This window comes from Candidatus Rhodobacter oscarellae (assembly GCF_001078595.1).
GTDB classification, from domain to species: Bacteria; Pseudomonadota; Alphaproteobacteria; order Rhodobacterales; family Rhodobacteraceae; genus Rhodobacter_B; species Rhodobacter_B oscarellae.
This window is the reverse complement of sequence record NZ_LFTY01000002.1, coordinates 443022-467601: the sequence shown is the minus strand read 5'-3', so window position 1 is coordinate 467601 and position 24580 is coordinate 443022. Positions and strand designations below refer to the sequence as shown.

Here is a 24580-nt window from a genome sequence, read left to right as displayed (position 1 = left end):
GTCCCATTTGCGTCGTGCGGTGTCGCGTTTCGCAACGCGCGCGTGCGGCAGGCACCCCAGACTGCCCGTATGGACCCCAATGACTTCATTCACTCTTTAACTTTGGATGACCTTTGCGACGCGCTTGTGAGCCAAGCAGAGCTTTGCATCTTGGACCTGCTGGGGATCGCAATTGGCGGGCGTAGGACAGGTTTGAGTCAGATCATCTGTGATCACGCCGCGGACCAATTCGGTGGCAATCTGCCGATGATATTTGATGGGCGCGGCGCCAGTGCGGCGGGGTTCGCGCTTGCCGGTGGCATGACAATTGACGCTTTGGACGGGCATGACGGGTTCAACGCCGCCAAGGGGCATGTAGGCTGCGCGCTTCTGCCGGCCCTGCTTGGGTTAACAATTGACCGTGGTCAATTTTCAGGGCCGGAGTTTTTGACCATGGTCATTTTGGGTTACGAACTCGGCTCAAGGCTCGGACCTTCCTTGCATTTGTCGTCTCCAGACTACCACACATCTGGCGCTTGGATGGCAGTCGCCGTGGCGGCAATTGGCGCGAGAGTGTTAAAACTTGACCGCGGTCAAACCGCGCATGCGCTTGGCATTGCGGAGTATCACGGCCCGCGCAGCCAGATGATGCGCTGCATTGATCACCCTACAATGCTCAAAGACGGCTCTGGCTGGGGCGCTATGGCCGGGGTCTCCGCGGCCTATCTTGCCAAAGCTGGGTTCACCGGCGCGCCGGCGATCACGGTCGGGACGCCGGACGAAATATGGAGCGATCTGGGCACGCGGTGGTTGATCCCAGAGCAGTATTTTAAGCCCTACCCTGTTTGCCGCTGGGCCCAAGGCTCCGTGGCCGCGGTGTTGGATTTGATACAGACGCATGGGTTCGCAGGCAAGGACGTCACAGCAATCAAAATCCTCACGTTCCACGAAGCCACGCGGTTGGCCACATCAGAGCCAAAAACCACTGAGGAAGCGCAGTATTCCACATCGTTTCCGGTCGCGGTCGCCTTGGCGCGCGGCGGTGTGTCTCCGGCGGATATCGCAGATGACGCCCTTCGCGACCCAGAGATCCTGCGCTTGTCTCGGGCAACGACCTTGCGCGAGGACGAATATGCGAACACGCGCTTCCCGCAACAACGCCCCGCCAAGGTCTCTATCCGCTTGACCGACGGCTCACATCTCGAAAGCGCATGGACGGAACCGGCTTGGAGCGCGGATACACCGCCGACTGAGGCCGAGTTGCGTGCCAAATTCCGCGGGATTGCCGAGCCAATTGTCGGAACGCACCGCGCTGCGGCAATCGAGACCGCTGTGAATGACATTCGCAAAAAAGGCGTGAGGCCGCTGATCGACCTCATTACTCAGCCGATTAAATGACGAACCACGTCATCGAGTTCCGCGTAGTTGGGCAATACCGCGTCGCATTCCAGCTCGGACACATCCGACGGACCGAACGCCACCAGCACTGACGGCACTTTCGCGGCCCGCGAGGTGTCTCGGTCGGTGACCGTATCTCCCACCAGCAAGGACTGCGCCGCCGCCCCACCGGCCAAATTGACCGCGGTCAAAAAAGGGGCCGGATCTGGTTTTCGCACAGGCAGGGTATCGGCGCCGATAAGCGAGTGGAACAGGGATCGCACGCCTAGATCCTGCATCAATAACTCCGCCAAAGCCTCTGGTTTGTTGGTACAAATTCCGGTTCTGTACCCACGATGCAAAAGTTGTTCCACGGCCTCAACCGCACCGGGCAGCATATGGCTGTGAACCGAGATAGCGGCGCGGTAATGCTCAATCAGCACAGGGAATTGCGCCTCAATCTGTTCGTGCCCACCGTCGAGCCTGTCAAAGCCCAACCGGAGCATGGCGCGCGCGCCGCGCAGGGCGACGGCCTGGTCCTGGCCCGGGTCCAACATGACCCCTTCCCCAAGCCCTTGAAAACAGGCATTCGCCGCGGCGATCAGGTCGCCGCTTGTGTCGGCAAGCGTACCATCTAGATCAAAGATAACCGTTCGCATCCGCTGCCCCTTGGCGATGTACCGCCGATTGCTGTAATAGCAAGACATCAGAATTGATAGCCCCGCGGATTGCTCTGCGGCTCACGTCGGTTAAAAACGCGTTAACAACACAGCACGAGCAGCCCATGCCAATCGCACTAATCGTTCTCGCCGCGGGTCAAGGCACGCGGATGAACTCTGATCTGCCCAAGGTCATGCACCCTCTGGGAGGGGCGCCGCTCTTTGCCCATTCGATCTTTTTCGGCCAAGCGCTAGAGCCAGAGCGCGTCGTGCTTGTCACCGGGCACGGCGGCGAACAGGTCGCCCAAGCGGCGGTAGAACTTGGGTTCGAAGTCGATTTTTGCGTTCAAAAAGAGCAGCTTGGCACAGGCCACGCCGTCGCCCAGGCGGCCCCTGCCTTGGCGGGTTTCAGCGGCGATGCGGTCGTTCTCTACGGGGACACTCCCTTCATATCCGCGCAAACCCTGCAGGCCATGCGGGACGCTCGGAACAACCATGACGTGGTGGTCTTAGGTTTTGACGCCGCCGACCCCGGTCGATACGGGCGTTTGATCCTGAATGGCGAGCGCCTGGACAAGATCGTCGAGTTCAAGGACGCCGAAGCCGAGGAACGATTGGTCACGCTTTGCAACAGCGGTGTCGTGATGGCCAATGCTGCGCAATTGTTCGATTTGGTCAATTCTGTCGGCAATGACAACGCGAGCGGCGAGTACTACCTCACCGACATTGTGGAGATTGCGAACGCGCGCGGCCTAAGCTGCACTGTTGTGCGCTGTGACGAGGCCGAAACCCTGGGCATAAACACCCGGGCAGAGCTTGCGGCGGCCGAGACGATTTTCCAGAATAGCATGCGAAAATCCGCGTTGGAGATTGGCGTCACCCTGTCCGCACCTGAAACTGTTTTCTTCAGCCATGATACAACTCTAGGGCGTGATGTTCATGTAGAACAGAACGTCGTTTTTGCCCCGGGCGTGACGGTTGAGACAGGGGCCAAGATCCGCGCTTTCAGTCACCTAGAGGGGTGTCATGTCAGCGCCGGCGCCATCGTCGGACCCTACGCGCGCCTGCGCCCTGGCGCTGAGATTGGCAATGACGCGCGAGTTGGCAATTTTGTCGAGATAAAGAACGCCACCCTTGGCGAAGGGGCCAAAGCAAATCACCTAACCTATATTGGCGACGCCACCGTAGGGGATCGCACGAATATTGGCGCGGGAACAGTGACTTGCAACTATAATGGCGTCGAGAAATTTAGAACTGAGATTGGTGCGGATGCCTTTATCGGCTCCGATACAATGCTGGTTGCTCCGGTCAAAATCGGGGCCGAGGCGATGACGGCCAGCGGTTCTGTGATCACAAAGGACGTGCCCGAGGCAGCCCTTGCATTGGGCCGCGCCGAGCAGGTCACAAAGCCAGGCGCCGGACGGCGATTGTTCGATATGTATAAGCTTGCGAAGGCCAATAGGCAGAGGAAGACTTAATTATGTGCGGAATTATTGGAGTTTTGGGAAACCATGAGGCGGCGCCTATCATGGTCGAGGCGCTCAAGCGTCTGGAGTATCGCGGCTATGACAGCGCCGGGATTGCCACAATCGACAGCGACCGGCGGCTGGCTCGACGCCGCGCCGTCGGAAAGCTGGTCAATCTCAGCGACCTTCTGGTGCATGAACCGCTCGCCGGGAAATCCGGTATCGGCCACACACGCTGGGCTACCCATGGCGGGCCCACGGTCACCAATGCGCACCCGCATCGCACAGGTCGGGTTTCGGTCGTACATAATGGAATCATTGAGAATTTCCGCGAGCTGCGCGCCGAACTTACAGACCGCGATGTGGTTTTTGAGACCGAAACGGACACCGAAACCGTGGTCGCGCTGACCGAGCACTTCCTGGGTCAAGGCCTGTCTCCTCGCGACGCCGTTGAGCAAACGATTGCCCGGCTTGAGGGCGCCTATGCGCTTTGCTTTCTGTTCGAGGGAGAGGATGATCTGCTGATCGCGGCGCGCAAGGGCTCGCCTTTGGTCATTGGCCACGGTGAAGGAGAGGTTTTTGTGGGCTCCGACGCGATTGCGCTTGGCCCTTTGACGGACCGGATCACCTATCTCGAAGAGGGCGACTGGGCCGTACTGCGGCGTGACGCGGTCGAGATCATTGACGCCAAAGGCAACCTCGCCAATCGCCCGGTGCAGACCATCCAAATTGATGCTACGCGCGTCGATAAGGGCGGTCACAAGCACTTCATGGCCAAAGAGATCGCAGAGCAGCCCTTGGTTATTGGCGAATGCGTCGAGGCTTACCTGCGTTCCGGAGCCTTGGTGCTGCCCGAAGACCTTGATTTCAAAGCGTTTGATCGGATCTCCATTGTCGCCTGTGGCACCGCCTATCTTGCCGGCTGTGTCGCGCGTTATTGGTTCGAGCGCTATGCGCGCCTGCCCGTGGAAATTGACGTGGCCAGCGAGTTCCGCTATCGCGAGCCGCCGATCCCCGCCCGAACGCTGACCATCGTGCTGAGCCAATCGGGCGAGACCGCCGACACGCTTGCGGCGCTGCGTTATTGCGAGGGCAAATCGCAAGTGCTGTCTATCACCAATGTCGAAACCTCCTCGATTGCGCGCGAGGCGGATGTGAACCTGCATATTCATGCGGGCACGGAGATTGGCGTGGCCTCCACAAAGGCCTTCACCTGCAAGCTGACCGTCCTGGCCGTGCTCGCGCTGAAAACCGCCGTGGATCGCGGCGAAATGGACGCAGACACGCAAGCGCGGCACCAGATGGAGCTGCGGCGCGTGCCCGGCTTGATCAACCAGGCGCTTGAGGCCTCGCAAGAGATCGCCCGGGTCTCGATGCAGCTGTCCGAGGCGCAAGATGTGCTGTTCTTGGGGCGCGGCCAGATGTACCCAATCGCGATGGAGGGCGCCCTAAAGCTGAAAGAAATCAGCTACATCCACGCCGAAGGCTATGCGTCCGGAGAGCTGAAACACGGCCCCATCGCATTGATCGACAATTCCGTACCTGTGATCGTGCTTGCACCCAGCGACGGGCTCTTCGATAAGACCGTCAGCAATATGCAAGAGGTCATGGCGCGCGACGGGCGTGTTCTGCTGATCACCGACGCCAAGGGCGCCGCTTTTGCCAAGGAGGGCGTTTGGAACTGCGTTGTCATGCCCGACGTGCCAGAGCTTTTAGCGCCCATCGTGTATGCGGTCCCCGCCCAGCTTCTGGCCTATCACACCGCCGTCGCCAAGGGCACGGATGTGGATCAGCCCCGGAACCTGGCAAAATCGGTGACGGTGGAATAGTCTGCACCGGTCGCAAGGAGCATATCATGGCCGATCAATTCCCAAGCATAGACAACAGGCTACAGACTTTTATTGAAGCGCAGCAGATGTTCTTTGTCGGCTCCGCGGCGCCGGACGGGCGGGTGAATGTCTCGCCCAAGGGTATGGACAGCCTGCGCGTCATGGGGCCGAACAGGATCCTTTGGCTGAACGTCACCGGCAGCGGAAACGAGACCGCCGGGCACCTGCTGCGCGCGAACCGTATGACGCTGATGTGGTGCTCTTTTGGCATCAAACCAATGATCCTGCGGTGCTATGGTACCGCGCGGACGGTGCATCGCCACGACGCGGATTGGAACGATATGGTTGCGCATTTCCCCGAGCATCTGGGCGCGCGCCAGGTCTACGACGTCTCGGTCGAGCTGGTGCAGACGTCCTGCGGCTACGCGGTGCCGCGCATGGAATTCCAGGCCGAACGCGACACGCTGACCAAGTGGACCGCCGACAAGGGCGCGGACGGCGTCGCGGATTACTGGGACACGCGCAACCGGCAGACAATCGACGGCTTCCCAACGGGCGTGTTGGATGACGCCTGACACCGCCCTGTCCCAATTGCGCGCAAAGGCCGTGCCCGGTAAGGGCGCCGAGATGGCGGCCTACCACAAAGTACCGCGCGTATATCTGGGTGTGAGTAACCCGGATATTGACGCGCTTACAAAGGCGTGGAGGCCAAACCTAACATTGGAAGAGCGGTTGGCGCTTTGCGAAGGGTTATGGCAGAGCGACATCCACGAGGCCCGGGTTGCCGCCGCCAAGCTGCTGACACAGGCGCGTATCCGCCCCGATGACAGCGGCGCTTGGGCGCTGATCGCCTCTTGGGTACCGAGCTTTGACGCCTGGGCCATCGCCGATCACGCCTGCATGGCCGGGCAAAAGCGACTGGTCTGGGACCCCGCACGGCTGGACGAGGTCGAAGCCTGGGCAACCAGTGATCACATGTGGACCCGTCGCGCGGCACTTGTGATCACGCTGCCCTGGACCAAGCAGAACCACCCCAAGCCCGCCGAGCTCGCCGCGAGGGACCGCATCCTTGGATGGGCGGCGCGGTATGTCGACGACAGCGAATGGTTCATCCAGAAAGCTGTCGCCTGGTGGGTGCGGGACCTCTCGAAACATGATCGCCCGCGTGCGGAAGCTTTTCTGAACGAATACGGCCCGCGGATGAAGGCCTTCGCCCGAAAAGAAGCAGGGCGCCACCTGGGGTAGCGCCCTGACTTAAAACAATTTTCCGTCGATAGTTAACGACCGTTAGTGCGCCGTCGCGCCCGCGCCACCATCCGTGGCCATCGCGGCCCTGGCCGCGGCGGCCTCTTCCTCGGCGATCTCGTCCCACTCCACCGCTTCCGGCACAGCCGTCAGCGCGTGCTTGAGCACTTCCGACACGGATTCGACCGGCACGATCTCTAGCCCATCTTTGACGTTATCGGGGATCTCGGCGAGATCCTTCTCATTCTCCTGCGGGATCAGCACCTTGGTGATGCCACCGCGCAGCGCGGCGAGAAGTTTTTCTTTGAGCCCGCCAATAGGCAGCACATGGCCGCGCAGGGTAACCTCGCCGGTCATGGCGATGTCCTTGCGCACGGGGATGCCGGTCAGGACCGAGACGATAGAGGTCACCATGGCGATACCCGCGCTCGGCCCGTCCTTGGGCGTCGCGCCCTCTGGAACGTGCACGTGGATGTCCCAACGGTCGAAGCGCGGCGGCTTCACCCCGATCTCCGGCGCGATGGAGCGCACATAGGACGAGGCCGCGTCGATGGATTCCTTCATCACATCGCCCAGCTTGCCGGTGGTCTTCATCCGGCCCTTGCCGGGCAGGCGCAGCGCCTCGATCGACAACAGATCGCCGCCCACAGAGGTCCAGGCCAAGCCCGTCACCACGCCGACCTGGTCCTCTTGCTCGGCCAGGCCATAGCGGAACTTTTTAACGCCCAGAAAATCCTCAAGATTGTCGGCGGTCACCTGGACGGTGTCGGCCTCTTTCTTGATGAGTTTCGTGACCGCCTTGCGGGCCAGCTTGGCGATCTCACGTTCCAGGTTCCGCACGCCCGCCTCGCGGGTGTAGTAGCGGATGATGCCCTGCAGGGCGTCATCGGTGAGATCGAACTCGCCCTTGCGCAGCCCGTGGTTCTTGACCTGCTTGGCCAGCAGATGCTGGCGCGCGATCTCGGATTTTTCGTCCTCGGTGTAGCCGGCAAGCGGGATGATCTCCATGCGGTCCAGCAAAGGCCCGGGCATGTTGTAGGAATTGGCGGTGGTCAGGAACATCACGTTGGAGAGGTCATATTCGACCTCCAAGTAGTGGTCCGTGAAGGTGCCGTTCTGCTCTGGGTCCAGGACCTCCAGCATCGCGGACGCCGGATCACCGCGGAAGTCCTGCCCCATCTTGTCGATCTCATCGAGCAGGATCAGCGGGTTCGTCGTCTTGGCCTTCTTCAGCGCCTGGATGATCTTGCCAGGCATCGAGCCGATATAGGTCCGACGGTGGCCGCGGATCTCTGATTCGTCCCGCACGCCGCCCAGCGAGATGCGGATGAACTCGCGCCCGGTCGCCTTCGCGACCGATTTGCCTAGCGAGGTCTTACCCACGCCCGGAGGCCCCACAAGGCACATGATCGGGCCCTTGAGCTTCTTCGAGCGCTGCTGCACCGCGAGGTATTCCACGATCCGTTCTTTGACCTTCTCCAGGCCATAATGGTCGTCATCCAGCACCTTCTGGGCGCGGTTGAGGTCCTTTTTGACGCGGGATTTGGTGCCCCACGGGATCGACAGCATCCAATCCAGGTAGTTGCGCACCACGGTGGCCTCGGCGCTCATCGGCGACATGTTGCGCAGCTTCTTCAGCTCGCCCTCGGCCTTCTCGCGCGCCTCTTTGGACAGATCGACGCCTTCGATCTTTTCCTCAAGCTCGGCGATCTCGTTCGAGCCGTCCTCGCCGTCGCCCAGCTCCTTCTGAATGGCCTTCATCTGCTCATTCAAATAGTATTCGCGCTGCGTACGCTCCATCTGGGATTTGACGCGGGTCTTGATCTTTTTCTCGACCTGCAGCACGGACATCTCGCCCTGCATCAGGCCAAAGATCTTCTCCAGCCGCTCGCTAACGCTAAGCGTCTCTAGAAGCTCTTGCTTTTGCTGGACTTCCACGCCCAGATGCCCGGCGACCAGATCGGCCAGCTTCTCGGGTTCGGTGGTCTCGGCCACGGCGCCCAGCGCCTCTTCGGGGATGTTCTTTTTGACCTTGGCGTAGCGCTCGAAATCTTCGCTAACAGATTTCACCAGCGCCGTGACGGTCGCCTCGTCGCCAAGCTCTTCGGCCAGCAACTCGGCGGTGGCTTCAAAGAAATTGTCGTTGTCGAGGAATTTGTTGATCTTCACGCGGCTGCGGCCTTCGACCAGGACCTTCACGGTGCCGTCGGGCAGCTTGAGAAGCTGCAGCACATTGGCCAGAACGCCGGTCTCAAAGATGCCGTCGGTGGTAGGCTCATCAACGCCGGGGTCGATCTGCGAGGACAGCAGGATCTGTTTGTCGTCGGCCATCACTTCCTCAAGCGCGCGGACGGACTTCTCGCGCCCAACAAAGAGCGGCACGATCATGTGCGGGAAGACCACGATGTCGCGAAGCGGCAATACGGGGTAGGACTGGCTCAAATGCTCTTGCATCTTGTTTTCCTTGATGTTGGCAAGAAGACCGCGGCCCCGAGCAATCGGCAGCACCTGGTCCTCTCCTGTCTGGCCTCAACATGTGGGGCTTGCGCCCTTCTGGTTCAAGTTGGTGCAGTGTGCCGAATCTACGGGACCGGAACAACCCAAGAAACGCGGGCGATCCGCATCTCATTTTCGCAAAATTAGCGCGGGTCGGGATCCCTTGCAGAGCATGCTCCCTTGCGGCGGGCCCTACAATCCTTGTATCTTTGCTCGGGATCACCACTGGACAAGCCATGACCGCAGAGACACCTGAACAGCTTGAGGGCGCGCCGCTGATCCGGCCGTCAACCACCGATCACCCGCTCTATGACGGGATCGTCGAGGCGTGCCGATCGGTCTATGACCCCGAGATCCCGGTCAACATCTATGACCTGGGCCTAGTTTACACGATTGATATCAACACCGAAAACGAGGTCGGCGTCATGATGACCCTGACCGCTCCGGGCTGCCCGGTGGCCGAGGACATGCCTGGCTGGCTGGCCGACGCGATCGAGCCCCTGCCCGGCGTGAAGCAGGTGGACGTGCAGATCACCTGGGACCCGCCCTGGGGCATGGAGATGATGTCGGACGAGGCCCGGCTTGAGTTGGGATTCATGTGATGTTCGGCATTCCAGGCAAGCAGGCGGTCACTATGACCCCCGCCGCGATCGCGCAAATCGCCAAACTGATGGCCAAGGACGGCCATGAAGGGCTGCGCATTGGCGTCAAGAAAGGCGGCTGCGCGGGCATGGAATACACCATGGACTACGTGTCCGAAGTCGATCCGTTGGACGAGGTCGTCGAACAAGACGGCGCCCGGGTGATGATCGCGCCTATGGCGCAGATGTTCCTGTTTGGCACCGAGATCGACTATGAGGTCTCGCTGCTGGAGGCGGGGTTCAAGTTCCGCAACCCCAACGTGGCCGACGCCTGCGGCTGCGGCGAATCGATCAAGTTCAAGGATGTCGAGGAGCTTGCCGCCGAGCGCGACGCCTAATGAGCATCGCGCAAGCGGATATCGATTTCGCAACCGAGCTTTTTGCAGAGCTTGGGGCCCTGACGACCCGCAAGATGATGGGCGGCCTGTGCCTCTATCACGACGGCACGATCTTTGCGATCATCCACAGCAGCGGGCAAATTTTTCTCAAGGGGGCTGGTGACTTCCAGGCGGTTCTTGATGCCAAGGGCCTGACACGCTGGACCTATTCCCGCGACGGCAAGAAAGAAACCGCCATGCCCTATTGGGCTTTGCCCGAGGCCGCGCTGGACGACCCGGAATTGGCCTGTGACTGGGCGCGCCGGGCTTTGGCGCACCTACACCTATAGGCGCCACACCCCTTTGTTGCCTGCTTCCACGTTAACCGCGCGGGTCACTTTTGCCCTGTGCCTTGGACGCGGATTTTGCTATAAAGGCGCGCGAGAGTCGTCCATGTTTAGCGACCTGCGAGACGAGTATGATCAGTTATCGGTTGGACAAGTCGAATGTCATCCTTTCGCTCAAGGGCGATTGGGACGCGTTTTCGACGCAAAATGGCGGCCCGAGCAACTCCGCCGAAAGATATGTCGGGCGCCCGCTCTGGGACTTTGTGAGCGGCTTTGAGACGCAAAGCTTCCTCAACACGCTGACATTCTTTGCCCGGCAGCAGAATCAGCCCGTTTCCATCGGCTATAGATGCGATTCCATGGATGTTGCGCGAGCCTTCAAGATGGAAATCACTCCGGCCCAGGACGGGGTTCTGACCGTCGCGCACCGCCCTTTGGTCATCCCTACGCCGGTCACCGACCCCGACGTTGCGGACCTAAACAACCGCCGCGAGCATACGCTGACCTGCTCGCAATGCCTGCGCGTGCAACGGAACGGGACCTGGCTTGAGGCATTCGGGGTCAGGAAGGGCACCGGATTTTTGGTGCGGTACACCATCTGTCCCGACTGCCGCGACATCGCGGACCAGAAGATGAGCGAAGACAGAGGCATCGTGCGAATTTTCGGCACTTAAAGCGGATCGCGAAGAGCCCGCATCAGGTTCCGGGCGTTTGCCTTCAACTTGATGCCTCAAGTTAAAGGCAGAACGCTTTGGAATTCCGCCGACGCGTCGGCCTTACCCGCGCATGCGCTCTGCCATGGGATCGAACAGAGGCGCCATCTGCACCGTCGCCTTGCGCCGTTTCCCAAGGATCTCGATCTCGAACGTGGCGCCCTCGGCGATGCGCTCGGAGGGCAGGAATCCAAGAGCCACGGATTTCTCGCTGAAATGCGCGTAGCCGCCCGAGGTGCAGAACCCAATCACCGCATCGCCCTCAAAGATCGGCTCATAGGCCACGACATCGGCATCCTCGGCATCGACGACAAACGTGGTCAGCCTGCGGTCTGGGGGATTGTCGCGGGCCGCCATCGCCGCGTCCCGGCCAATAAAGTCGTTCTTTTTAAACGAAACGAAACGGTCCAGGCCGGTCTCGGCGGGCGTGTAATCAGGCCGGTATTCGCGCATCCAAGAGCCAAAGGACTTCTCCAGCCGAAGCGACATCATCGCGCGCATCCCAAAGGGCCGCATGCCCTGCGCTTCGCCCGCCGCCCGCAACGCCTGATAGAGCGCCACTTGGTGGTTGCTGTCGCAGTAGATCTCGTAGCCGAGATCGCCGGTATAACTGACCCGCGCCACCACCACGGGAACGTGGCCCACAATCAACTGCCGCACCGATAGGAAGGGGATCGCCTCGTTGGAGCAATCAGCGCCCGTCGCCGCCTCCAGCACCGCGCGCGCATGCGGGCCCGCAATCTGAAAGCCGAGCCGCTCTTGCGATACGTTCTCGATGCTTACGCCCGGCTCTTGATGTGACAAGAACCAACGCATGTGGAAGGCCTGCGCCGAATAGCTGGCCGTCAGCTGCACCGCGTCCGGACCGAGCCGCATCATCGTGAAGTCACCGATGATCTTACCTTTGGGCGACAGCATCGCGGTCAGGGTCATCTTGCCCTCGCCGGGCACCCGATTGGCCATGATCCGGTTCAGCCACGCAACGGCCTGCGGCCCGGTGATCAGATACTTGCCGAAGTTATGGATCTCGTTGATGCCCACGGCGCTGCGCACCGCGCGGGCCTCGTCGCCGGTCGGGCCGAACGCGTTAGAGCGGCGAAAGCTTGGCTCTTCATAGCGCGGCGCGCCCTCTGGAGCGAAATAGTTGACATGTTCCATGCCATAGCCCGAGCCAAACACCGCGCGCTCGGCGTCCCACAGCCCATAGGCCGGGGTCGTCTCAAGCGGCCTACCCACCGGAAGCTCTTGATTCGGATACACAATCGAGAACCGCATCTGATAGTTCTCGACCACCTTCTTGCGGGTCCAATCCTTGTTCGTCCAATCGCCGTAACGCGCGACGTCCATGGCGAAGACATCCGTTTCCGGCTCGCCCTCGACCATCCACTCGGCCAGAGATTTGCCGACGCCACCGCCCTGGCTGAAGCCCGCCATAACCGCGCAGGCGGTCCAATAGCCTGGCATGCCGGGCACCGGACCCACCAGGGGATTGCCGTCCGGGGCAAAGGTGAAGGGCCCGTGGATGACCCGCTTGACCCCGGCGCGCTCTAGTATCGGGTAGCGGTGATAGGCATGGGCGACGCTTTCCTCGATCTTCTCGAATTCATCGGGAAGCAGCTCATGGCCGAAATCCCATGGCGTGCCATCCACGGCCCAGGGGCGGCAGGGCTGCTCGTAGAATCCAATGCAAAGCCCCCGACCCTCTTGGCGCAGATAGCTTTCCCCTGCGGGATCAACGACATGCGGGTATTCGACGGCGCGCTCCATGATCTCGGGCAGGTCGTCGGTCACCAGGTATTGGTGCTCCATCGGATGCAGCGGTAGGTAGAGCCCGGCCATCGCGGCCACCTCGCGCGCCCAGAGCCCGGCGGCGTTGACGACATGCTCGGCGTGGATGGTGCCCTTGTCGGTCACCACGTCCCAGGTGCCATCGCCGCGCGGGTTTGTCTCGACGACGCGGCAATGGGTCTCGATCTGGGCGCCACCGATCCGCGCCGCCTTTGCATAGGCGTGGGTTGTGCCGGAGGGATCAAGATGCCCGTCCAGCGGGTCATAGAGCCCGCCCAGCACGCCATCGACATTGGTCAGGGGCGCGATTTCCTTTATCTCTTCGGGGCTTAGGATCTGAGTCTCCAGCCCCATATAGCGGTGCTTCGCCCGCTCGGCGGTCAAGAGATCCAGCCGGTCCTGATCCGTCGCGAGGGTCACGCCGCCGACGTGATGCAGCCCGCAGGACTGCCCGCTGATCTTCTCTAGCTCATCATATAGCTTGATCGTGTAACCCTGGAGGGCGGCCATATTCGTATCGGCGTTCAGCGTGTGAAACCCGCCCGCCGCGTGCCAGGTCGATCCGCTGGTCAGTTCCGAGCGCTCCAGCAGGATCACGTCCGACCAACCCATTTTGGTCAGGTGATACAGCACCGACGCGCCGACAACCCCGCCCCCTATGACCACAACGCGCGCGTTCGATTTCATGGGCTTACACTCCGTTCTTTAAGATTCTCGACCGTGGTCAATTAGGCGGGCACGCAAGGCCTGCGCCCGAGGATCGTCCGCGTCAAGCGCGAAGACATAGGCGTGGGTGAGAAAGAAACACTCCTGGTCGACATCCTCGGCCGCATCTGCGGCGGCTGTGTAGAGTTCGACCAACTTCTCTTTATCCCCGGTTTCATGGGCCGCACGCAGCGACGCATCCAGCGTCATTCCGCCGCCAGCGGGCGGATCATCTGAGATGCGACCCAATGGTGGAAGCAATGGGTCGGGCCGTCCATGGCGGGGCTGAACTTTCCGCCGTCGAACATATGCGCGCGTCGGCCTTTCTGCATGCCCTCCACAACGAAAATGTCCTCTTTGAAGACTTCGCGCCACATCTCGGTGTTTGCGCTGCGCATATCGCTCCATTCCGGACCCGTCGCGGCCTCTTCGCTGGCGTAATAGAGCGCGATATGCTCGACCGTTTGGTCCTTGGCCTTGGGTTCCAAGAGGATGGCAAAGGCGTGGTCGCGATGCACGCCCAACAGGACATTGGGGTAGATGGACAAGTATTCCGCCCCGGCGTCCCACTTGTCCGAGAGCCCGATGAAATCGGGAAAACGCTGCCCGCTTTCGGTGATCATGGGCCGGTAGACCATCGTGCCTTGGCCTGAGAACGCCCCCGGGGCCTCGATGTTGTAGTGGTCCTCTAGGCGCGAGTAGCTGTTCAGGCCCGGATGTATCCACGGCAGATGGTAGCTTTCGCAGTAGTTTTCCACCGCGAGCTTCCAATTGCAGGCCACGTCGAACTTAAACTGGCTGTCCTGGGCGCCGTAGACGGGTTGCCCCTCATATTCCTGCCATCGCGCGATTGCATCCGCAGCATAGTCCTCGAATTCAGGGGCTTGCGCGTTGACGTTCACGAAAATCACGTCGCGCCAAACATGGCTGCGCACCTCGTTAAGGCCCAGCTCTTCGCGCCGAATTTCCGCGTGGGTGTTGTGGCCGGGCCCGCCAACATGGGGAGTGGCGACAAGCTCGCCGGTCAGCGCGTAGCACCAGGAATGGTAGGGGCAGCGGATCACGCCGCCGACCGCCTTTTTCTCTTCCACCAGCACCATGCCGCGATGTCGGCAGGTGTTCTGAAAGACCTTGATCGTCCCCTCTCTGGTGCGCACGGCAACCAGGGGCAGCCCCACAAAATCAATCGGCATCGCCTCGCCCGGCGCAAGGTCCTGCGCAAAGCCGATCCCGGCCCAATTGTCGAAAAGGACCTTCTGACGTTCTTCGGCGAAGGTCTGATCACATGTGTAATGCGCGTTCGGCAGGCCCTTCGCAGAGGCGACGGGCTGAAGCACGCTTTGCAGTTCAGAGTTTGGCATGGGGCAACCTAGCGGTTCTCTAACTGCCCCCAGATTGCGCTCGCGCCGCGACCGGCGTCCAAGCCAGCCGCGACATGGGTCTTTCTCACAGCGACACAGATTGCCCCGTAAGCGCCGACTGCTGGGCGGCCATACCCATCTGGACCGCCTTCGCGCCGTCGCTCAGCGTCACCTCTGGCGCGGCCTTGCCCCGCACGACATCCAAGAAACGCTGATGCTGATAGAAGGTTGCGCCGTTGTGGTCGCCCGCCGTCAGAAGCTTGGGATCAACCGGGATATCCAGGATGTCACGCTGCTTGGTGTGGCGCGGGCTGAGCACGAGCTTTGGGATCGGGTTCGGCTGATTCTCCGGCCAGAATCGGCCAGGCCCGGGAACAAAGCACTCAATCTTGCCCTCGGGGCCCACGGCAGACAGCTCTTCCTGATACTCAGAGCCCTCCGCATACATGCACAGATCCAACATCGCGCGCGTCCCGGACGCAAAGTCGACAATCACATAGGCGCCGTCCCAGATATCCGAGTTCTCGCCGTCATACACCTCGTCCAGGTGGTTCACATCCTGGCCGCCACTGGCCATCACGCGGACCGGCTCATCCTGCAAAATGACCCGCATCAGATCGAAGAAGTGACAGCATTTCTCCACCAGGGTCCCGCCGGAGTTCTTGTTAAAGCGGTTCCAATTGCCAACCTTTGGCAGGAACGGAAAGCGATGCTCGCGGATCGTCAGCATCTTGATACCGCCGGTCGCCGCCTGCGCCCGCTGTATGAACGCGGCGATGGGCGGCATGTACCGGTACTCCATCGCGACCCAAATCGGCGAGGGATACTCGGCACTTAGGCTCTCGATCAACGCGGAATCGCCGGGGTCCGTATAGAGCGGCTTTTCGACCAGGATGGGAAGCGGGCGGGTATTGGCGATCTCGGACAACTGACGCGCGTGCACCTGGTTAGGGCTTGCGATCAGCAACGCGTCCAGGTCGCTGCGCCGCAGGAGGTCGGACATCGACGCCTCGATCTGCACCTCGGGCGCAAAGGCGCGCAACGCGCCGCACATCCCCGCATCGGGCTCGTAGGCCGCCGCGATTTCGGCGCCATCAATCAGGGCTACATTCCGGATATGCTCTTGCCCCATCATACCCGCGCCGATGAGGCCGTACTTACACGTATCCAACTTTGTCTCCATTCAGGTTAATCGTGCCACATAGCGCACAGTATTGGGGTCAAACCAGGTGCGCGAGGCTTCAACACTGGCGCCGGTTTGGCTCCAAGAGACGCGGTCCACAAGCCCCATTGTGCCGTCGAAACCATGCGCGCGCGCCCAGTTCGGGGCGTCGCCCACGCCAACCCGGTCCTCCGCGCGCTGGATCCAAATATTCAGACTGTTCTTATAGAACAGGTAAAGCGATTCAGAGAGGTCTTCGGCATTCAGAGCCGCGCACGCACTTGCATCCAGCCAAATCTCCTCGACCGCCGCTGGCGCACCACCTAAATGTCGAAGTCGCCGAATGCGATGCGCCATAGGCCCGTCGCCAAACGCGGGTAAACAATCCGGTTTCTCGCGCAGTTCGACGGAAAGGATCTGCGCCGTGGGCAGCCCGCCGCCCTCGATCCGCTCCAGGCGAAAAAAGGCGTAGACGCTGGAGGGCGCCGCGCCATGGCGCACGTAATTTCCAGAACCTTGGCGGCGCTCCAAGAGGCCTTTCTCGGACAAATCCGCCAATGATTTCCGCAGCGTGCCGACCGAAATGGATAGATCCTTGGCCATCTCACGCTCTGGCGGCAGGCGCTCTCCGTCCCCCAGCCGCCCGGACTGGATGTCGCGGATCAGCATTTCGCTGATCTGCACGTAAAGCGGCAGGGCATGTGTCTGTACCATGGTGTCTCTCGAAATTGATACAGCATTGATGCACAGCGCAGGCAGTGCTAGGCAAGGGGAAATTCCGCCACCAACCAGAGAATCAATGACCGTAGTTCCCGTTACCTCCCCGGACCTGGATGCCAGTGAAATTTCATGGTTCTCAGCACTTTGCAGCGACGACTACGCGCAGCTTGGCGTGCCTGAAGGCGATCTGCGCTCGAGCTGGGCGCATTGCCGCGACATCCTGCTTGAGGCGGAGGCCCAAGGTTTTCGCAACATTCTGTGCCCCTCTTCGTTCCAAGTCGGCCAGGACACGCTGAGCTTTGTCGCCGGTTGCGCCCCGCTGACCAGCAAGATCAACATGTTGGCGGCTGTCCGCTGCGGCGAGATGCAGCCCATTATGCTGGCGCGCACGATCGCCACGCTGGATCACATGCTTGAAGGCCGGCTGACGGTGAACATCATCTCGTCGGACTTCCCCGGAGAGCAGGCCCCCAGCGACTATCGCTATCAGCGCTCGCGCGAGGTGGTCGAGATCCTAAAGCAGGCCTGGACCCAAGAGCACATCAACTATGACGGGCAAGTGTATCAATTCAAAGATGTTTGGACTGATCCCGCCAAGCCCTTTCAGACCGGCGGGCCGCTCTTGTACTTTGGCGGCTACTCACCCGCCGCGGTCGAGCTTTGCGCCCAGCATTGCGACGTTTACCTGATGTGGCCGGAGCCGAAAGAGAACATCGCCGAGCGTATGAAGGCGGTGAACGCCCGCGCCCAGGACTACAATCGCACCTTGGATTACGGGCTGCGCGTCCACATGATCGTGCGCGACACCGAGGCCGAGGCCAAGGAATATGCCGAGCACCTCACCGCGCAATTGGACGACGAATACGGCAAATTGATCCGGGAACGGGCACATGACTCGATCTCGCTGGGCGTCGCGCACCAGGCTAAGGCGCGGGAACTGGCCGACAAATTCGGCTATGTCGAGCCGCATCTCTGGACCGGCGTGGGGCGCGCAAGATCCGGTTGCGGCGCAGCCCTGGTCGGGTCCGCGGACCAGATCCTCACCGAGATCGAGGAATACCGGAAAATGGGCATCCGCGCCTTTATCTTTTCGGGCTATCCTCATATCGACGAATGTAAACACTTTGGAAGGCTCGTAATGCCCGAACTAAAAACCTGCTCGCTGCCGCATGCCTATGGGCGCGTGCCTAGCAGCACCCCCAAGACACCGCTTGGCATGGGGGCTCGGGTCTGATGGAGCGTATCCGCCTTTCCGACAGTCTAGAGATGAGCCGCGTTGTCTATGGCATGTGGCGGCTGGGGGACGTTGATGACACCTCGCCCGGGCATATCCAGGAAAAGATCGAGGCCTGCCTTGAACAGGGCATCACCACGATGGACCAGGCCGACATCTATGGCGGCTATGAGGCCGAGGAGTTGCTGGGAACCGCCTTGACGTCTTCGCTGCGCGATCAGATCGAGATCGTGACGAAATGCGACATCGTTGCCCCGGTCGGGCGGCATGCGAACGCGCGCGTGAAATACTACGACACCAGCCGCGAGCATATCTCAACTTCGGTCGATATGTCCCTGAAACTTATGGGGATCGACTATGTAGACCTCTTGCTTATTCACCGCCCGGACCCGATGATGGACGCCGAAGAGACCGGCGCGGTCTTGGACGCGCTGGTGAAGGCCGGCAAGGTGCGCAATGTCGGCGTGTCAAACTTTAAGCTGCACGACTGGACGCTGCTGCAATCAAGCATGTCCAACACGCTGGTCACCAATCAGATCGAGATCAGCCTCCTTTGCCACGCCCCCTTCAGCAATGGCGATGTGGCCTTTCTGCAGGAGCGCAAGACACCGATCATGGCCTGGTCGCCGCTGGGCGGAGGCGCGCTGGTGGCGGCTGCCGCCGAGACCGGGCTCGTGGCGAAGATGACCGAGGTGGCCGAAAGGAACGGCGTGGACCGCTCCGCCGTGGCTGTGGCCTGGCTCTTGGCACATCCCGCGCGCATCCTGCCTGTGATGGGGTCCAACAACCTGGGCCGGATACGTGCCTTCTCGGACGCGTTTAAGGTCGACATGGACCGCCAGACCTGGTTCGAGTTGTATACCGCGGCGCTGGGTCACGAGGTGGCTTGATGCCCGATGGGGTTGAAAGGATCACGATGCAAAGCATCACCCCCTGCTCGGAGACCACGCGCGAATTTCGCGACGCGTTGGGGCGCTTTGCAACCGGAGTGACCGTGGTCACCACCGACAGCGAGATCGGCCCGCTTGGCATCACCGCCAACAGCTTTGCCAGCGTCTCGCTGGATCCGGCCATGGTGCTTTGGTCGCCTGCGAAATCCTCGCGTCGCTACCAGGCCTTTGCCTCGGCCAAGCATTTCGCCATCCACATCATCGGCGCCGAGCAGCGCGAGATTTGCGAGGCATTTATCCGCGACGGAACGGCGTTTGACGGGCTGGATTGGTCGCCAAACGAACATCAAACCCCGTTGATCAACGGCTGCTTGGCGCGCTTTGAATGCGCGCATCTGGCGACCCATGACGGCGGTGATCACGGAATCATTGTCGCGCGCGTAGACCGGGTGAGCTGGCGCGAGGGGCCGCCGCTAGTCTTTAGCCAAGGCGCCTATGGAGACTTTGAAGGCTCGGCATAAACGTCGGGAAACTCTGTAGCATTCCGGGGCGGTGTTTTTAGACATGCTGCCACCGCAGCCGCGGCACGCGAATGGAAAATGCCTGGTCCTTCAAGTCGTTGGGTCCGCCGGTCACATATTCCACCCGAGAATGTGCTTGCCCGCCGGCACGCAACCCATTTCGACATGTGTGGAGATTTGCAACACTTTTGGTCGCCGATAGGTAAAGTTTGCGCCCAAATCTTGAACAATTGCTCGGACTTCGGGACATTGTTGAAAAGTAGAACATCTACCTCCCAGCATCCTAAGGCGGCGCAACGCGGGCGCCGCCCTTCTTTTGGCAGCTCTGTCCTAGCGAAATGGGGCGAGCCAGACCGCGCGGATCGACATCCACCTGCCGCAGCGATGCCAAGCCCAGCGGCCCGCCGGTAGATTGAAGCAACTGCGGCAGACCGCCTCAGGGGCTGTCTATTGCGGCGCAACACGATAAGTCTAACAGCATGACGCGCGCCGCAGTTTTGACCATCTCTGATGTCTGGAAGAGTTTTCCCGGCGACACTGGCCCGATCGAGGTTTTGCGAGGCGTCAGCCTGGACTTGCCCGGCGGCGACACGCTCGCGCTGACCGGCGAAAGCGGTAGCGGCAAGAGCACATTGTTGCACCTGGCCGGTGCGCTGGATGCGCCAAATAAGGGCCAGGTCTCTGTTCTGGGTCACGCAACCCATGGCCTGGGCGACAGCCAGCGCGCCGCGCTGCGACGTGATCACATTTCTGTTGTTTTCCAGCAGTTTAACCTGATCCCGTCCTTGAATGTGAGGGACAATATCAGCTTTCAGGCTAGGTTGGCCGGACGCGGCGCTCCGGAATGGTGCGCCACTTTGGCCGATAAGCTGGGCCTGGCGGACCACCTGACAAAGTTCCCAGAGCAGCTCTCGGGCGGGCAGCAACAACGCGTGGCCATTGGGCGTGCTTTGGCCGGGCGGCCCGCATTGGTTCTAGCTGACGAACCGACCGGCAATCTGGACGAGGCCACGGGCGATGCGGTTCTGGACGTCATGCTGTACCTGGTGCGCGAAACGGATGCGGCGCTGTTGATGGTCACCCACTCAAAGCGCGTGGCCGGTCGAATGGCGCGGCGGTTGCACCTGCGTGGCGGACAGCTGGTCTGATGCTCGGCGCCGGTCTTCAGGCCCTCTGGTCCCACTGGCGGCACCGACCTTTGCAACTTTTGACCATGGTCATTGGGCTGGCCCTGGCGACCGCGCTTTGGTCCGGCGTGCAGGCCATCAACGCCGAGGCCCGGGCCAGCTATGACCAAGCAGCTCGCGCTTTGGGAGAAACACAGTTCACCCAGTTGATCCCGGAAGAGGGCAACACGATCCCAACCGAAACCTTCGTGGCATTGCGTCGGGCCGGTGTTCTGGTCTCGCCCCTGCTTGAGGGGCGCCTACAATTGGACGACGAGAACTACCAGCTCGTAGGGTTCGACGCGCTCACCGCGCCTATGGGATTGGTGCCCAATGAGGCGCAGCAGCAGGTTGATATTGTTTCGTTTTTCGCACCACCATACCAGATTATTGCCAATCCGGAGGACGCCGGCCGGATACGGGGTTTGACCGATGCCACAGTCATCGCGGTGGACACGGTGTCTCCCGGTGTCTTGTTGACTGATCTTTACGCGGCGCAGGCAATGCTTGTGCGGGGTGATGAGGTCTCTCGCCTCTTGCTGCTTCCCAATCAGCCGCGCAACGGCACACCCCCTGACCTAAAACAACTTAAACTTGTGGCCCGCTCGCCCAGTCAGGGCAACGACATCTCTCGACTGACAGGCAGTTTCCACCTGAACTTGACAGCCTTTGGGCTGCTCAGCTTTGCGGTGGGGCTTTTCATTGTACACGGCACAATTGGATTGGCGTTCGAGCAACGGCGCGGGTTGTTCCGCACACTTCGTGCGCTCGGGATGCCGCTTCGGATGTTGCTTGTCTTGCTCATGGTCGAGCTGCTCTTTGTGTCGCTGGTCGCCGGTGGGGCGGGAATGGTCCTGGGATATGTCATCGCAAGCGTGCTTTTGCCGGATGTCGCGGCGACGCTCCGCGGCCTCTATGGGGCCGAAATCGACGGGACCCTCTCAATCAGGCCGATTTGGTGGGCGGCGGGCATGGCGATCGCGGTGCTCGGAACGGCGGTGGCCGCGGCGGGCTCGATCGCCAAGATCATCCGGATGCCGATCTTGGCGCCGGCGCAGCCCCGCGCATGGGCGCTCCTGTCGGAACGGCGGATGTGGCTGCAAGGCATCCTTGTCCTCGCGCTGCTGGCGGTCGCGCTGATCGCATCGCAGCTTCAAGGGCTCGTTGCAGGCTTTGCCCTATTGGGCGGGCTATTATTGGCGGCGGCGCTGGCCTTGCCTATCATATTGTCTTTGCTTCTGTTTTTAGCGCAACACTTGGCCAGAGCCCCGATACCAAGCTGGTTCTGGGCGGACACACGTCAGCAGCTTCCCGGCCTGTCGCTTGCGCTTATGGCGCTGCTGCTGGCCCTGGCCACGAATATCGGTGTGGGCACGATGGTGGGCAGCTTTAGGACCACTTTCCTAGGCTGGCTGGATCAACGGCTGGCCTCGGAGCTTTATGTGAACGCGCGTTCAAATCAAGAGGCCGAGGTGCTGCAATCCTACCTTGCGCCGCGCGCGGATGCGGTGCTGCCGATCTGGAACATCGAGGCGCGCGTGGCCGGTTTGCCGGCCGAGATTTATGGGATCATCGACCATGCGACGTATCGCGATAACTGGCCGCTCCTTGAAGCAGCCGACAGCGTTTGGCAGCGCGTTGCCTCCGGCGACGGCGCCTTGGTGAACGAGCAGCTTGCGTTGCGTGAGAACCTGCACCCCGGGGATTCCCTAGAGCTACCAGGGGCTTGGCAGACCATCGTCGCGGGGATCTATAGCGATTACGGCAACCCGAACGGCCAGGTCATCGTCGGGCTTGACGCGCTGGTCAAGCGGTTTCCCGACCTCCAGAGGCAACGCTTTGGCATCCGGATCGCACCCGACAAGGCACGCGCACTTGCCAGGACCATTCGGGACGAGTTTGGCCTGCCCGCAGAGCGCATTATCCACCAAGCAGAGCTAAAATCCTTCTCGGTTCAGATATTTGAACGAACGTTCACCGTGACCGCCGCGCTGAACGTGCTGACACTCGCCGTGGCGGGTTTCGCTATCCTGACAAGCCTGCTGACACTTTCCGCAATGCGCGCAGCCCAGGTCGCGCCGCTCTGGGCGATGGGGCTCACCCGGCGTCGCCTGGCATTGCTTGAATTACTCCGCAGTTCAGCCTTGGCTTTGATGACACTCGTGCTCTCGATCCCGGTTGGGATCCTGCTGGCCTGGGTCCTGTTGACCGTCATCAATGTCGAGGCCTTTGGATGGCGTTTGCCGATGCGGCTCTATCCAACCGACTGGGCCTGGCTTGCGCTTTGGTCGCTGATTGCGGCGATGCTTTCCGCCGCATGGCCCGCGTATTTGCTGTCGCGCAAGCCCCCAGCAGAGCTGTTAAAGGTCTTCGCCAATGAGCGTTAGAGCTTTGATATTCATGATATTATTCGCGCCATCCGCGCTGGCGCAGGGCTTTGCCGGGCTGGGCTCCGAGGCCGAGGGCTATCTCTTGCCGAACCCCGATACGCGCTTTGAGTTTCCCCGCGATCATGGCCCGCATCCGGGGTTTCGCGTGGAATGGTGGTATCTTACCGCGAACTTAACCGGCACGGATGGGCGCGACTACGGCCTGCAGTGGACCCTCTTTCGCTCCGCCCTTTCGCCCGACGACCGCCCCGCGCCGATCTGGATGGGCCACGCCGCGGTGACCACGCCCGACGCGCATTTCGCCACCGAACGGTTCGCCCGAGGCGGAACCGGACAAGCCGGCGTGACCGCGGCCCCCTTCGAGGCTTGGATCGACGAATGGCAAATGACCGGAATTGACCGCGGTCAATTACGCGCAAGTGGCCCGGATTTTGCCTATGAACTGACCTTCGCCGCGGATGCACCCTTTGTTCCGCAAGGCGCCGCGGGGTATTCCGTAAAGGCAGAGACCGGCCAGGCCAGCCATTATTATTCGCAGCCCTTCTACGACGTGTCGGGCGTCCTGCAGCTGCCTGGCGGCGCGGTGGATGTCAGCGGCCAGGCGTGGCTGGATCGCGAATGGTCAAGCCAATTGCTAAGCGCCGATCAAAGCGGTTGGGACTGGCTGTCCCTGCACCTTGATACGGGCGAAAAGCTGATGGGGTTCCGGCTGCGGTCTGATCTGGGCAGCGCCTACTCCACAGGCACTTGGATCGAACCTGATGGCACGCCCGGCCCGCTTGCCCCCGGCGCCTTTGTGGCAAAACCCCTGCGGTTCCATCGCGTTGCCGGTCGCGAGATTCCGGTTGAATGGCGCGTAGAAGTCCCAGAACATGCAGTCGATGTGACGGTAACGGCGCTCAACCCAGACAGTTGGATGGATCTTTCCGTCGCCTATTGGGAGGGTCCCGTGCGCGTGACCGGAACGCATTCAGGCCGCGGCTACCTGGAGATGACGGGATATGAGTGAGTGGCACAAGACCCTAAGCGGGATCTGGTCGAAATCCTGGGAGGCGCTTGGCGATAGGTCGCGCAACCGCCTGGTTAACCTGGCCACGATCGGCCAAGATCGGACCCCGCAATCGCGGTTGGTCATGCTGCGGGAGGCCTCAGAAGAGGCCGCGCAGCTGCAGATTCTCACCGACTTGACCACGGTCAAAGTAGAAGAGATGCGGCGAACACCCGATGTCGCGGTACTGCATTGGACCCCAGAGCTTGACCTGCAATTGCGTCTGAACGGCACTGCGCATGTCACCTCGGGATCCGCGCTGGACGAACTTTGGGCGCGTTTGCCAGACGAAGCGCGCCAGAATTACGGCGTGCGCCCGCCGCCAGGAACCAAGATCCCCGCCTCAGACGCCTACGAGCGCATTCCAGACCCCGCGCAGTTCGCGCAGATAACCATTCAAGTTCAAAGCCTTGACGTTGTGAAGGTGGGCGCTGCGCCGCATCAGCGCGCCCTATTCCAACGCGCAGATGGATGGGCGGGCGGCTGGCGGGCGCCCTGACGGGATATTGACGGACTGGGCAACATT

At 61.2% G+C, this 24580-nt stretch carries 23 protein-coding genes; 16 read left to right on the top strand and 7 right to left on the bottom strand.

Translation table 11 applies throughout. The annotated features are described in order from the left end of the window. Nucleotides 1-69 precede the first annotated feature (69 nt). Nucleotides 70-1377 (top strand): MmgE/PrpD family protein, encoded by a 1308-nt coding sequence (locus AIOL_RS07300; protein ID WP_049645310.1) that lies wholly within the window; start codon nt 70-72, stop codon nt 1375-1377. Here AIOL_RS07300 and AIOL_RS07295 read toward each other — a convergent pair. Continuing rightward, nucleotides 1362-2015 carry an HAD-IA family hydrolase gene (locus AIOL_RS07295; RefSeq protein WP_049645309.1) on the bottom strand — a complete coding sequence of 218 codons (654 nt, stop codon included), beginning with the start codon at nt 2013-2015 and terminating at the stop codon, nt 1362-1364. The two genes, AIOL_RS07300 and AIOL_RS07295, sit on opposite strands and share 16 nt — an antisense overlap. Before the next feature lie 125 nt (nt 2016-2140). Here AIOL_RS07295 and glmU point away from each other — a divergent pair, with 125 nt between their 5' ends. Genes glmU through AIOL_RS07275 form a run of 4 tightly spaced genes read left to right on the top strand, consistent with a single transcriptional unit; the run spans nt 2141 to nt 6555 of the window. After that, entirely contained in the window at nt 2141-3493 is a 1353-nt protein-coding gene (gene glmU, locus AIOL_RS07290; RefSeq protein WP_049645308.1) for a bifunctional UDP-N-acetylglucosamine diphosphorylase/glucosamine-1-phosphate N-acetyltransferase GlmU, read from the top strand. 2 nt (nt 3494-3495) lie between these two features. Beyond that, nucleotides 3496-5310, top strand: coding sequence for a glutamine--fructose-6-phosphate transaminase (isomerizing) (gene glmS / locus AIOL_RS07285; protein ID WP_049642381.1), 1815 nt, complete (start codon nt 3496-3498; stop codon nt 5308-5310). 26 nt (nt 5311-5336) lie between these two features. Further along, on the top strand, nt 5337-5885 hold the full coding sequence (locus AIOL_RS07280; RefSeq protein ID WP_049642380.1) for a pyridoxamine 5'-phosphate oxidase family protein: 549 nt from the start codon (nt 5337-5339) through the stop codon (nt 5883-5885). After that, the gene (locus AIOL_RS07275) at nt 5875-6555 is read left to right on the top strand and encodes a DNA alkylation repair protein (protein WP_049642379.1); all 681 of its coding nucleotides are present in this window, start codon (nt 5875-5877) and stop codon (nt 6553-6555) included. The genes AIOL_RS07280 and AIOL_RS07275 overlap by 11 nt, the downstream gene beginning before the upstream one ends. A 42-nt stretch (nt 6556-6597) precedes the next feature. On the opposite strand, the gene lon is transcribed toward AIOL_RS07275, so the two are convergent. Then, on the bottom strand, nt 6598-9009 hold the full coding sequence (lon, locus tag AIOL_RS07270; protein ID WP_049645307.1) for an endopeptidase La: 2412 nt from the start codon (nt 9007-9009) through the stop codon (nt 6598-6600). A 278-nt stretch (nt 9010-9287) separates the two neighbouring features. Between lon and AIOL_RS07265 the strand changes: the two genes are divergently transcribed. From AIOL_RS07265 to AIOL_RS07250, 4 genes are all read left to right on the top strand, one after another. Further along, a complete protein-coding gene (locus AIOL_RS07265; RefSeq protein WP_049642378.1) occupies nt 9288-9653 on the top strand; it encodes an SUF system Fe-S cluster assembly protein in 366 nt (121 codons plus the stop codon). Further along, the gene (locus tag AIOL_RS07260; protein ID WP_049642377.1) at nt 9653-10030 is read left to right on the top strand and encodes a HesB/IscA family protein; all 378 of its coding nucleotides are present in this window, start codon (nt 9653-9655) and stop codon (nt 10028-10030) included. The genes AIOL_RS07265 and AIOL_RS07260 overlap by 1 nt, the downstream gene beginning before the upstream one ends. Beyond that, nucleotides 10030-10359 carry a TfoX/Sxy family protein gene (locus tag AIOL_RS07255; RefSeq protein ID WP_049642376.1) on the top strand — a complete coding sequence of 110 codons (330 nt, stop codon included), beginning with the start codon at nt 10030-10032 and terminating at the stop codon, nt 10357-10359. Before AIOL_RS07260 ends, AIOL_RS07255 begins: the two co-directional genes overlap by 1 nt. A gap of 128 nt (nt 10360-10487) precedes the next feature. After that, nucleotides 10488-11030 carry a hypothetical protein gene (locus AIOL_RS07250; RefSeq protein WP_049642375.1) on the top strand — a complete coding sequence of 181 codons (543 nt, stop codon included), beginning with the start codon at nt 10488-10490 and terminating at the stop codon, nt 11028-11030. A gap of 102 nt (nt 11031-11132) precedes the next feature. Here the strand turns inward: AIOL_RS07250 and AIOL_RS07245 are convergent, their stop codons facing one another. From AIOL_RS07245 to AIOL_RS07225, 5 genes are all read right to left on the bottom strand, one after another. After that, nucleotides 11133-13544, bottom strand: coding sequence for a GcvT family protein (locus tag AIOL_RS07245; RefSeq protein ID WP_049642374.1), 2412 nt, complete (start codon nt 13542-13544; stop codon nt 11133-11135). Nucleotides 13545-13562: 18 nt separating this feature from the next. After that, a complete protein-coding gene (locus tag AIOL_RS07240; protein ID WP_049642373.1) occupies nt 13563-13772 on the bottom strand; it encodes a hypothetical protein in 210 nt (69 codons plus the stop codon). Next, nucleotides 13769-14923, bottom strand: coding sequence for an aromatic ring-hydroxylating oxygenase subunit alpha (locus AIOL_RS07235; RefSeq protein ID WP_049642372.1), 1155 nt, complete (start codon nt 14921-14923; stop codon nt 13769-13771). Before AIOL_RS07235 ends, AIOL_RS07240 begins: the two co-directional genes overlap by 4 nt. 85 nt (nt 14924-15008) lie before the next feature. Continuing rightward, nucleotides 15009-16106: a Gfo/Idh/MocA family protein gene (locus AIOL_RS07230; RefSeq protein ID WP_082152463.1), complete on the bottom strand. Its 1098-nt coding sequence runs from the start codon at nt 16104-16106 to the stop codon at nt 15009-15011. Next, the gene (locus AIOL_RS07225; RefSeq protein ID WP_049642371.1) at nt 16107-16799 is read right to left on the bottom strand and encodes a GntR family transcriptional regulator; all 693 of its coding nucleotides are present in this window, start codon (nt 16797-16799) and stop codon (nt 16107-16109) included. An 85-nt stretch (nt 16800-16884) separates the two neighbouring features. On the opposite strand from AIOL_RS07225, the gene AIOL_RS07220 reads away from it, so the two are divergent. The 7 genes from AIOL_RS07220 (at nt 16885) to AIOL_RS07190 (ending at nt 24553) form a co-directional block, all read left to right on the top strand. After that, nucleotides 16885-18039, top strand: a complete 1155-nt coding sequence (locus AIOL_RS07220; protein ID WP_049642370.1) for an LLM class flavin-dependent oxidoreductase — start codon at nt 16885-16887, stop codon at nt 18037-18039. After that, nucleotides 18039-18929: an aldo/keto reductase gene (locus AIOL_RS07215; RefSeq protein WP_049642369.1), complete on the top strand. Its 891-nt coding sequence runs from the start codon at nt 18039-18041 to the stop codon at nt 18927-18929. The genes AIOL_RS07220 and AIOL_RS07215 overlap by 1 nt, the downstream gene beginning before the upstream one ends. A gap of 26 nt (nt 18930-18955) precedes the next feature. Continuing rightward, entirely contained in the window at nt 18956-19450 is a 495-nt protein-coding gene (locus tag AIOL_RS07210; protein ID WP_049645305.1) for a flavin reductase family protein, read from the top strand. 479 nt (nt 19451-19929) lie between these two features. Further along, entirely contained in the window at nt 19930-20598 is a 669-nt protein-coding gene (locus AIOL_RS07205) for an ABC transporter ATP-binding protein (protein WP_049642368.1), read from the top strand. Then, nucleotides 20598-23003, top strand: a complete 2406-nt coding sequence (locus tag AIOL_RS07200; protein WP_049642367.1) for an ABC transporter permease — start codon at nt 20598-20600, stop codon at nt 23001-23003. Before AIOL_RS07205 ends, AIOL_RS07200 begins: the two co-directional genes overlap by 1 nt. Continuing rightward, entirely contained in the window at nt 22993-24015 is a 1023-nt protein-coding gene (locus tag AIOL_RS07195) for a lipocalin-like domain-containing protein (protein ID WP_049642366.1), read from the top strand. The genes AIOL_RS07200 and AIOL_RS07195 overlap by 11 nt, the downstream gene beginning before the upstream one ends. Next, nucleotides 24008-24553, top strand: a complete 546-nt coding sequence (locus AIOL_RS07190; protein WP_049642365.1) for a pyridoxamine 5'-phosphate oxidase family protein — start codon at nt 24008-24010, stop codon at nt 24551-24553. The genes AIOL_RS07195 and AIOL_RS07190 overlap by 8 nt, the downstream gene beginning before the upstream one ends. Nucleotides 24554-24580: the final 27 nt, after the last annotated feature.

Coding starts and splice junctions, on each gene's coding strand:
- AIOL_RS07255 (WP_049642376.1), top strand. CDS start 10,030: ATGAGCATCGCGCAAGCGGATATCGATTTCGCAACCGAGCTTTTTGCA.
- AIOL_RS07275 (WP_049642379.1), top strand. CDS start 5,875: ATGACGCCTGACACCGCCCTGTCCCAATTGCGCGCAAAGGCCGTGCCC.
- AIOL_RS07295 (WP_049645309.1), bottom strand. CDS start 2,015: ATGCGAACGGTTATCTTTGATCTAGATGGTACGCTTGCCGACACAAGC.
- AIOL_RS07220 (WP_049642370.1), top strand. CDS start 16,885: ATGACCGTAGTTCCCGTTACCTCCCCGGACCTGGATGCCAGTGAAATT.
- AIOL_RS07240 (WP_049642373.1), bottom strand. CDS start 13,772: ATGACGCTGGATGCGTCGCTGCGTGCGGCCCATGAAACCGGGGATAAA.
- AIOL_RS07260 (WP_049642377.1), top strand. CDS start 9,653: ATGTTCGGCATTCCAGGCAAGCAGGCGGTCACTATGACCCCCGCCGCG.
- AIOL_RS07265 (WP_049642378.1), top strand. CDS start 9,288: ATGACCGCAGAGACACCTGAACAGCTTGAGGGCGCGCCGCTGATCCGG.
- AIOL_RS07210 (WP_049645305.1), top strand. CDS start 18,956: ATGCAAAGCATCACCCCCTGCTCGGAGACCACGCGCGAATTTCGCGAC.
- AIOL_RS07235 (WP_049642372.1), bottom strand. CDS start 14,923: ATGCCAAACTCTGAACTGCAAAGCGTGCTTCAGCCCGTCGCCTCTGCG.
- glmU (WP_049645308.1), top strand. CDS start 2,141: ATGCCAATCGCACTAATCGTTCTCGCCGCGGGTCAAGGCACGCGGATG.
- AIOL_RS07225 (WP_049642371.1), bottom strand. CDS start 16,799: ATGGTACAGACACATGCCCTGCCGCTTTACGTGCAGATCAGCGAAATG.
- AIOL_RS07205 (WP_049642368.1), top strand. CDS start 19,930: ATGACGCGCGCCGCAGTTTTGACCATCTCTGATGTCTGGAAGAGTTTT.
- lon (WP_049645307.1), bottom strand. CDS start 9,009: ATGCAAGAGCATTTGAGCCAGTCCTACCCCGTATTGCCGCTTCGCGAC.
- AIOL_RS07300 (WP_049645310.1), top strand. CDS start 70: ATGGACCCCAATGACTTCATTCACTCTTTAACTTTGGATGACCTTTGC.
- glmS (WP_049642381.1), top strand. CDS start 3,496: ATGTGCGGAATTATTGGAGTTTTGGGAAACCATGAGGCGGCGCCTATC.
- AIOL_RS07195 (WP_049642366.1), top strand. CDS start 22,993: ATGAGCGTTAGAGCTTTGATATTCATGATATTATTCGCGCCATCCGCG.
- AIOL_RS07250 (WP_049642375.1), top strand. CDS start 10,488: ATGATCAGTTATCGGTTGGACAAGTCGAATGTCATCCTTTCGCTCAAG.
- AIOL_RS07230 (WP_082152463.1), bottom strand. CDS start 16,106: ATGGAGACAAAGTTGGATACGTGTAAGTACGGCCTCATCGGCGCGGGT.
- AIOL_RS07215 (WP_049642369.1), top strand. CDS start 18,039: ATGGAGCGTATCCGCCTTTCCGACAGTCTAGAGATGAGCCGCGTTGTC.
- AIOL_RS07280 (WP_049642380.1), top strand. CDS start 5,337: ATGGCCGATCAATTCCCAAGCATAGACAACAGGCTACAGACTTTTATT.
- AIOL_RS07245 (WP_049642374.1), bottom strand. CDS start 13,544: ATGAAATCGAACGCGCGCGTTGTGGTCATAGGGGGCGGGGTTGTCGGC.
- AIOL_RS07200 (WP_049642367.1), top strand. CDS start 20,598: ATGCTCGGCGCCGGTCTTCAGGCCCTCTGGTCCCACTGGCGGCACCGA.
- AIOL_RS07190 (WP_049642365.1), top strand. CDS start 24,008: ATGAGTGAGTGGCACAAGACCCTAAGCGGGATCTGGTCGAAATCCTGG.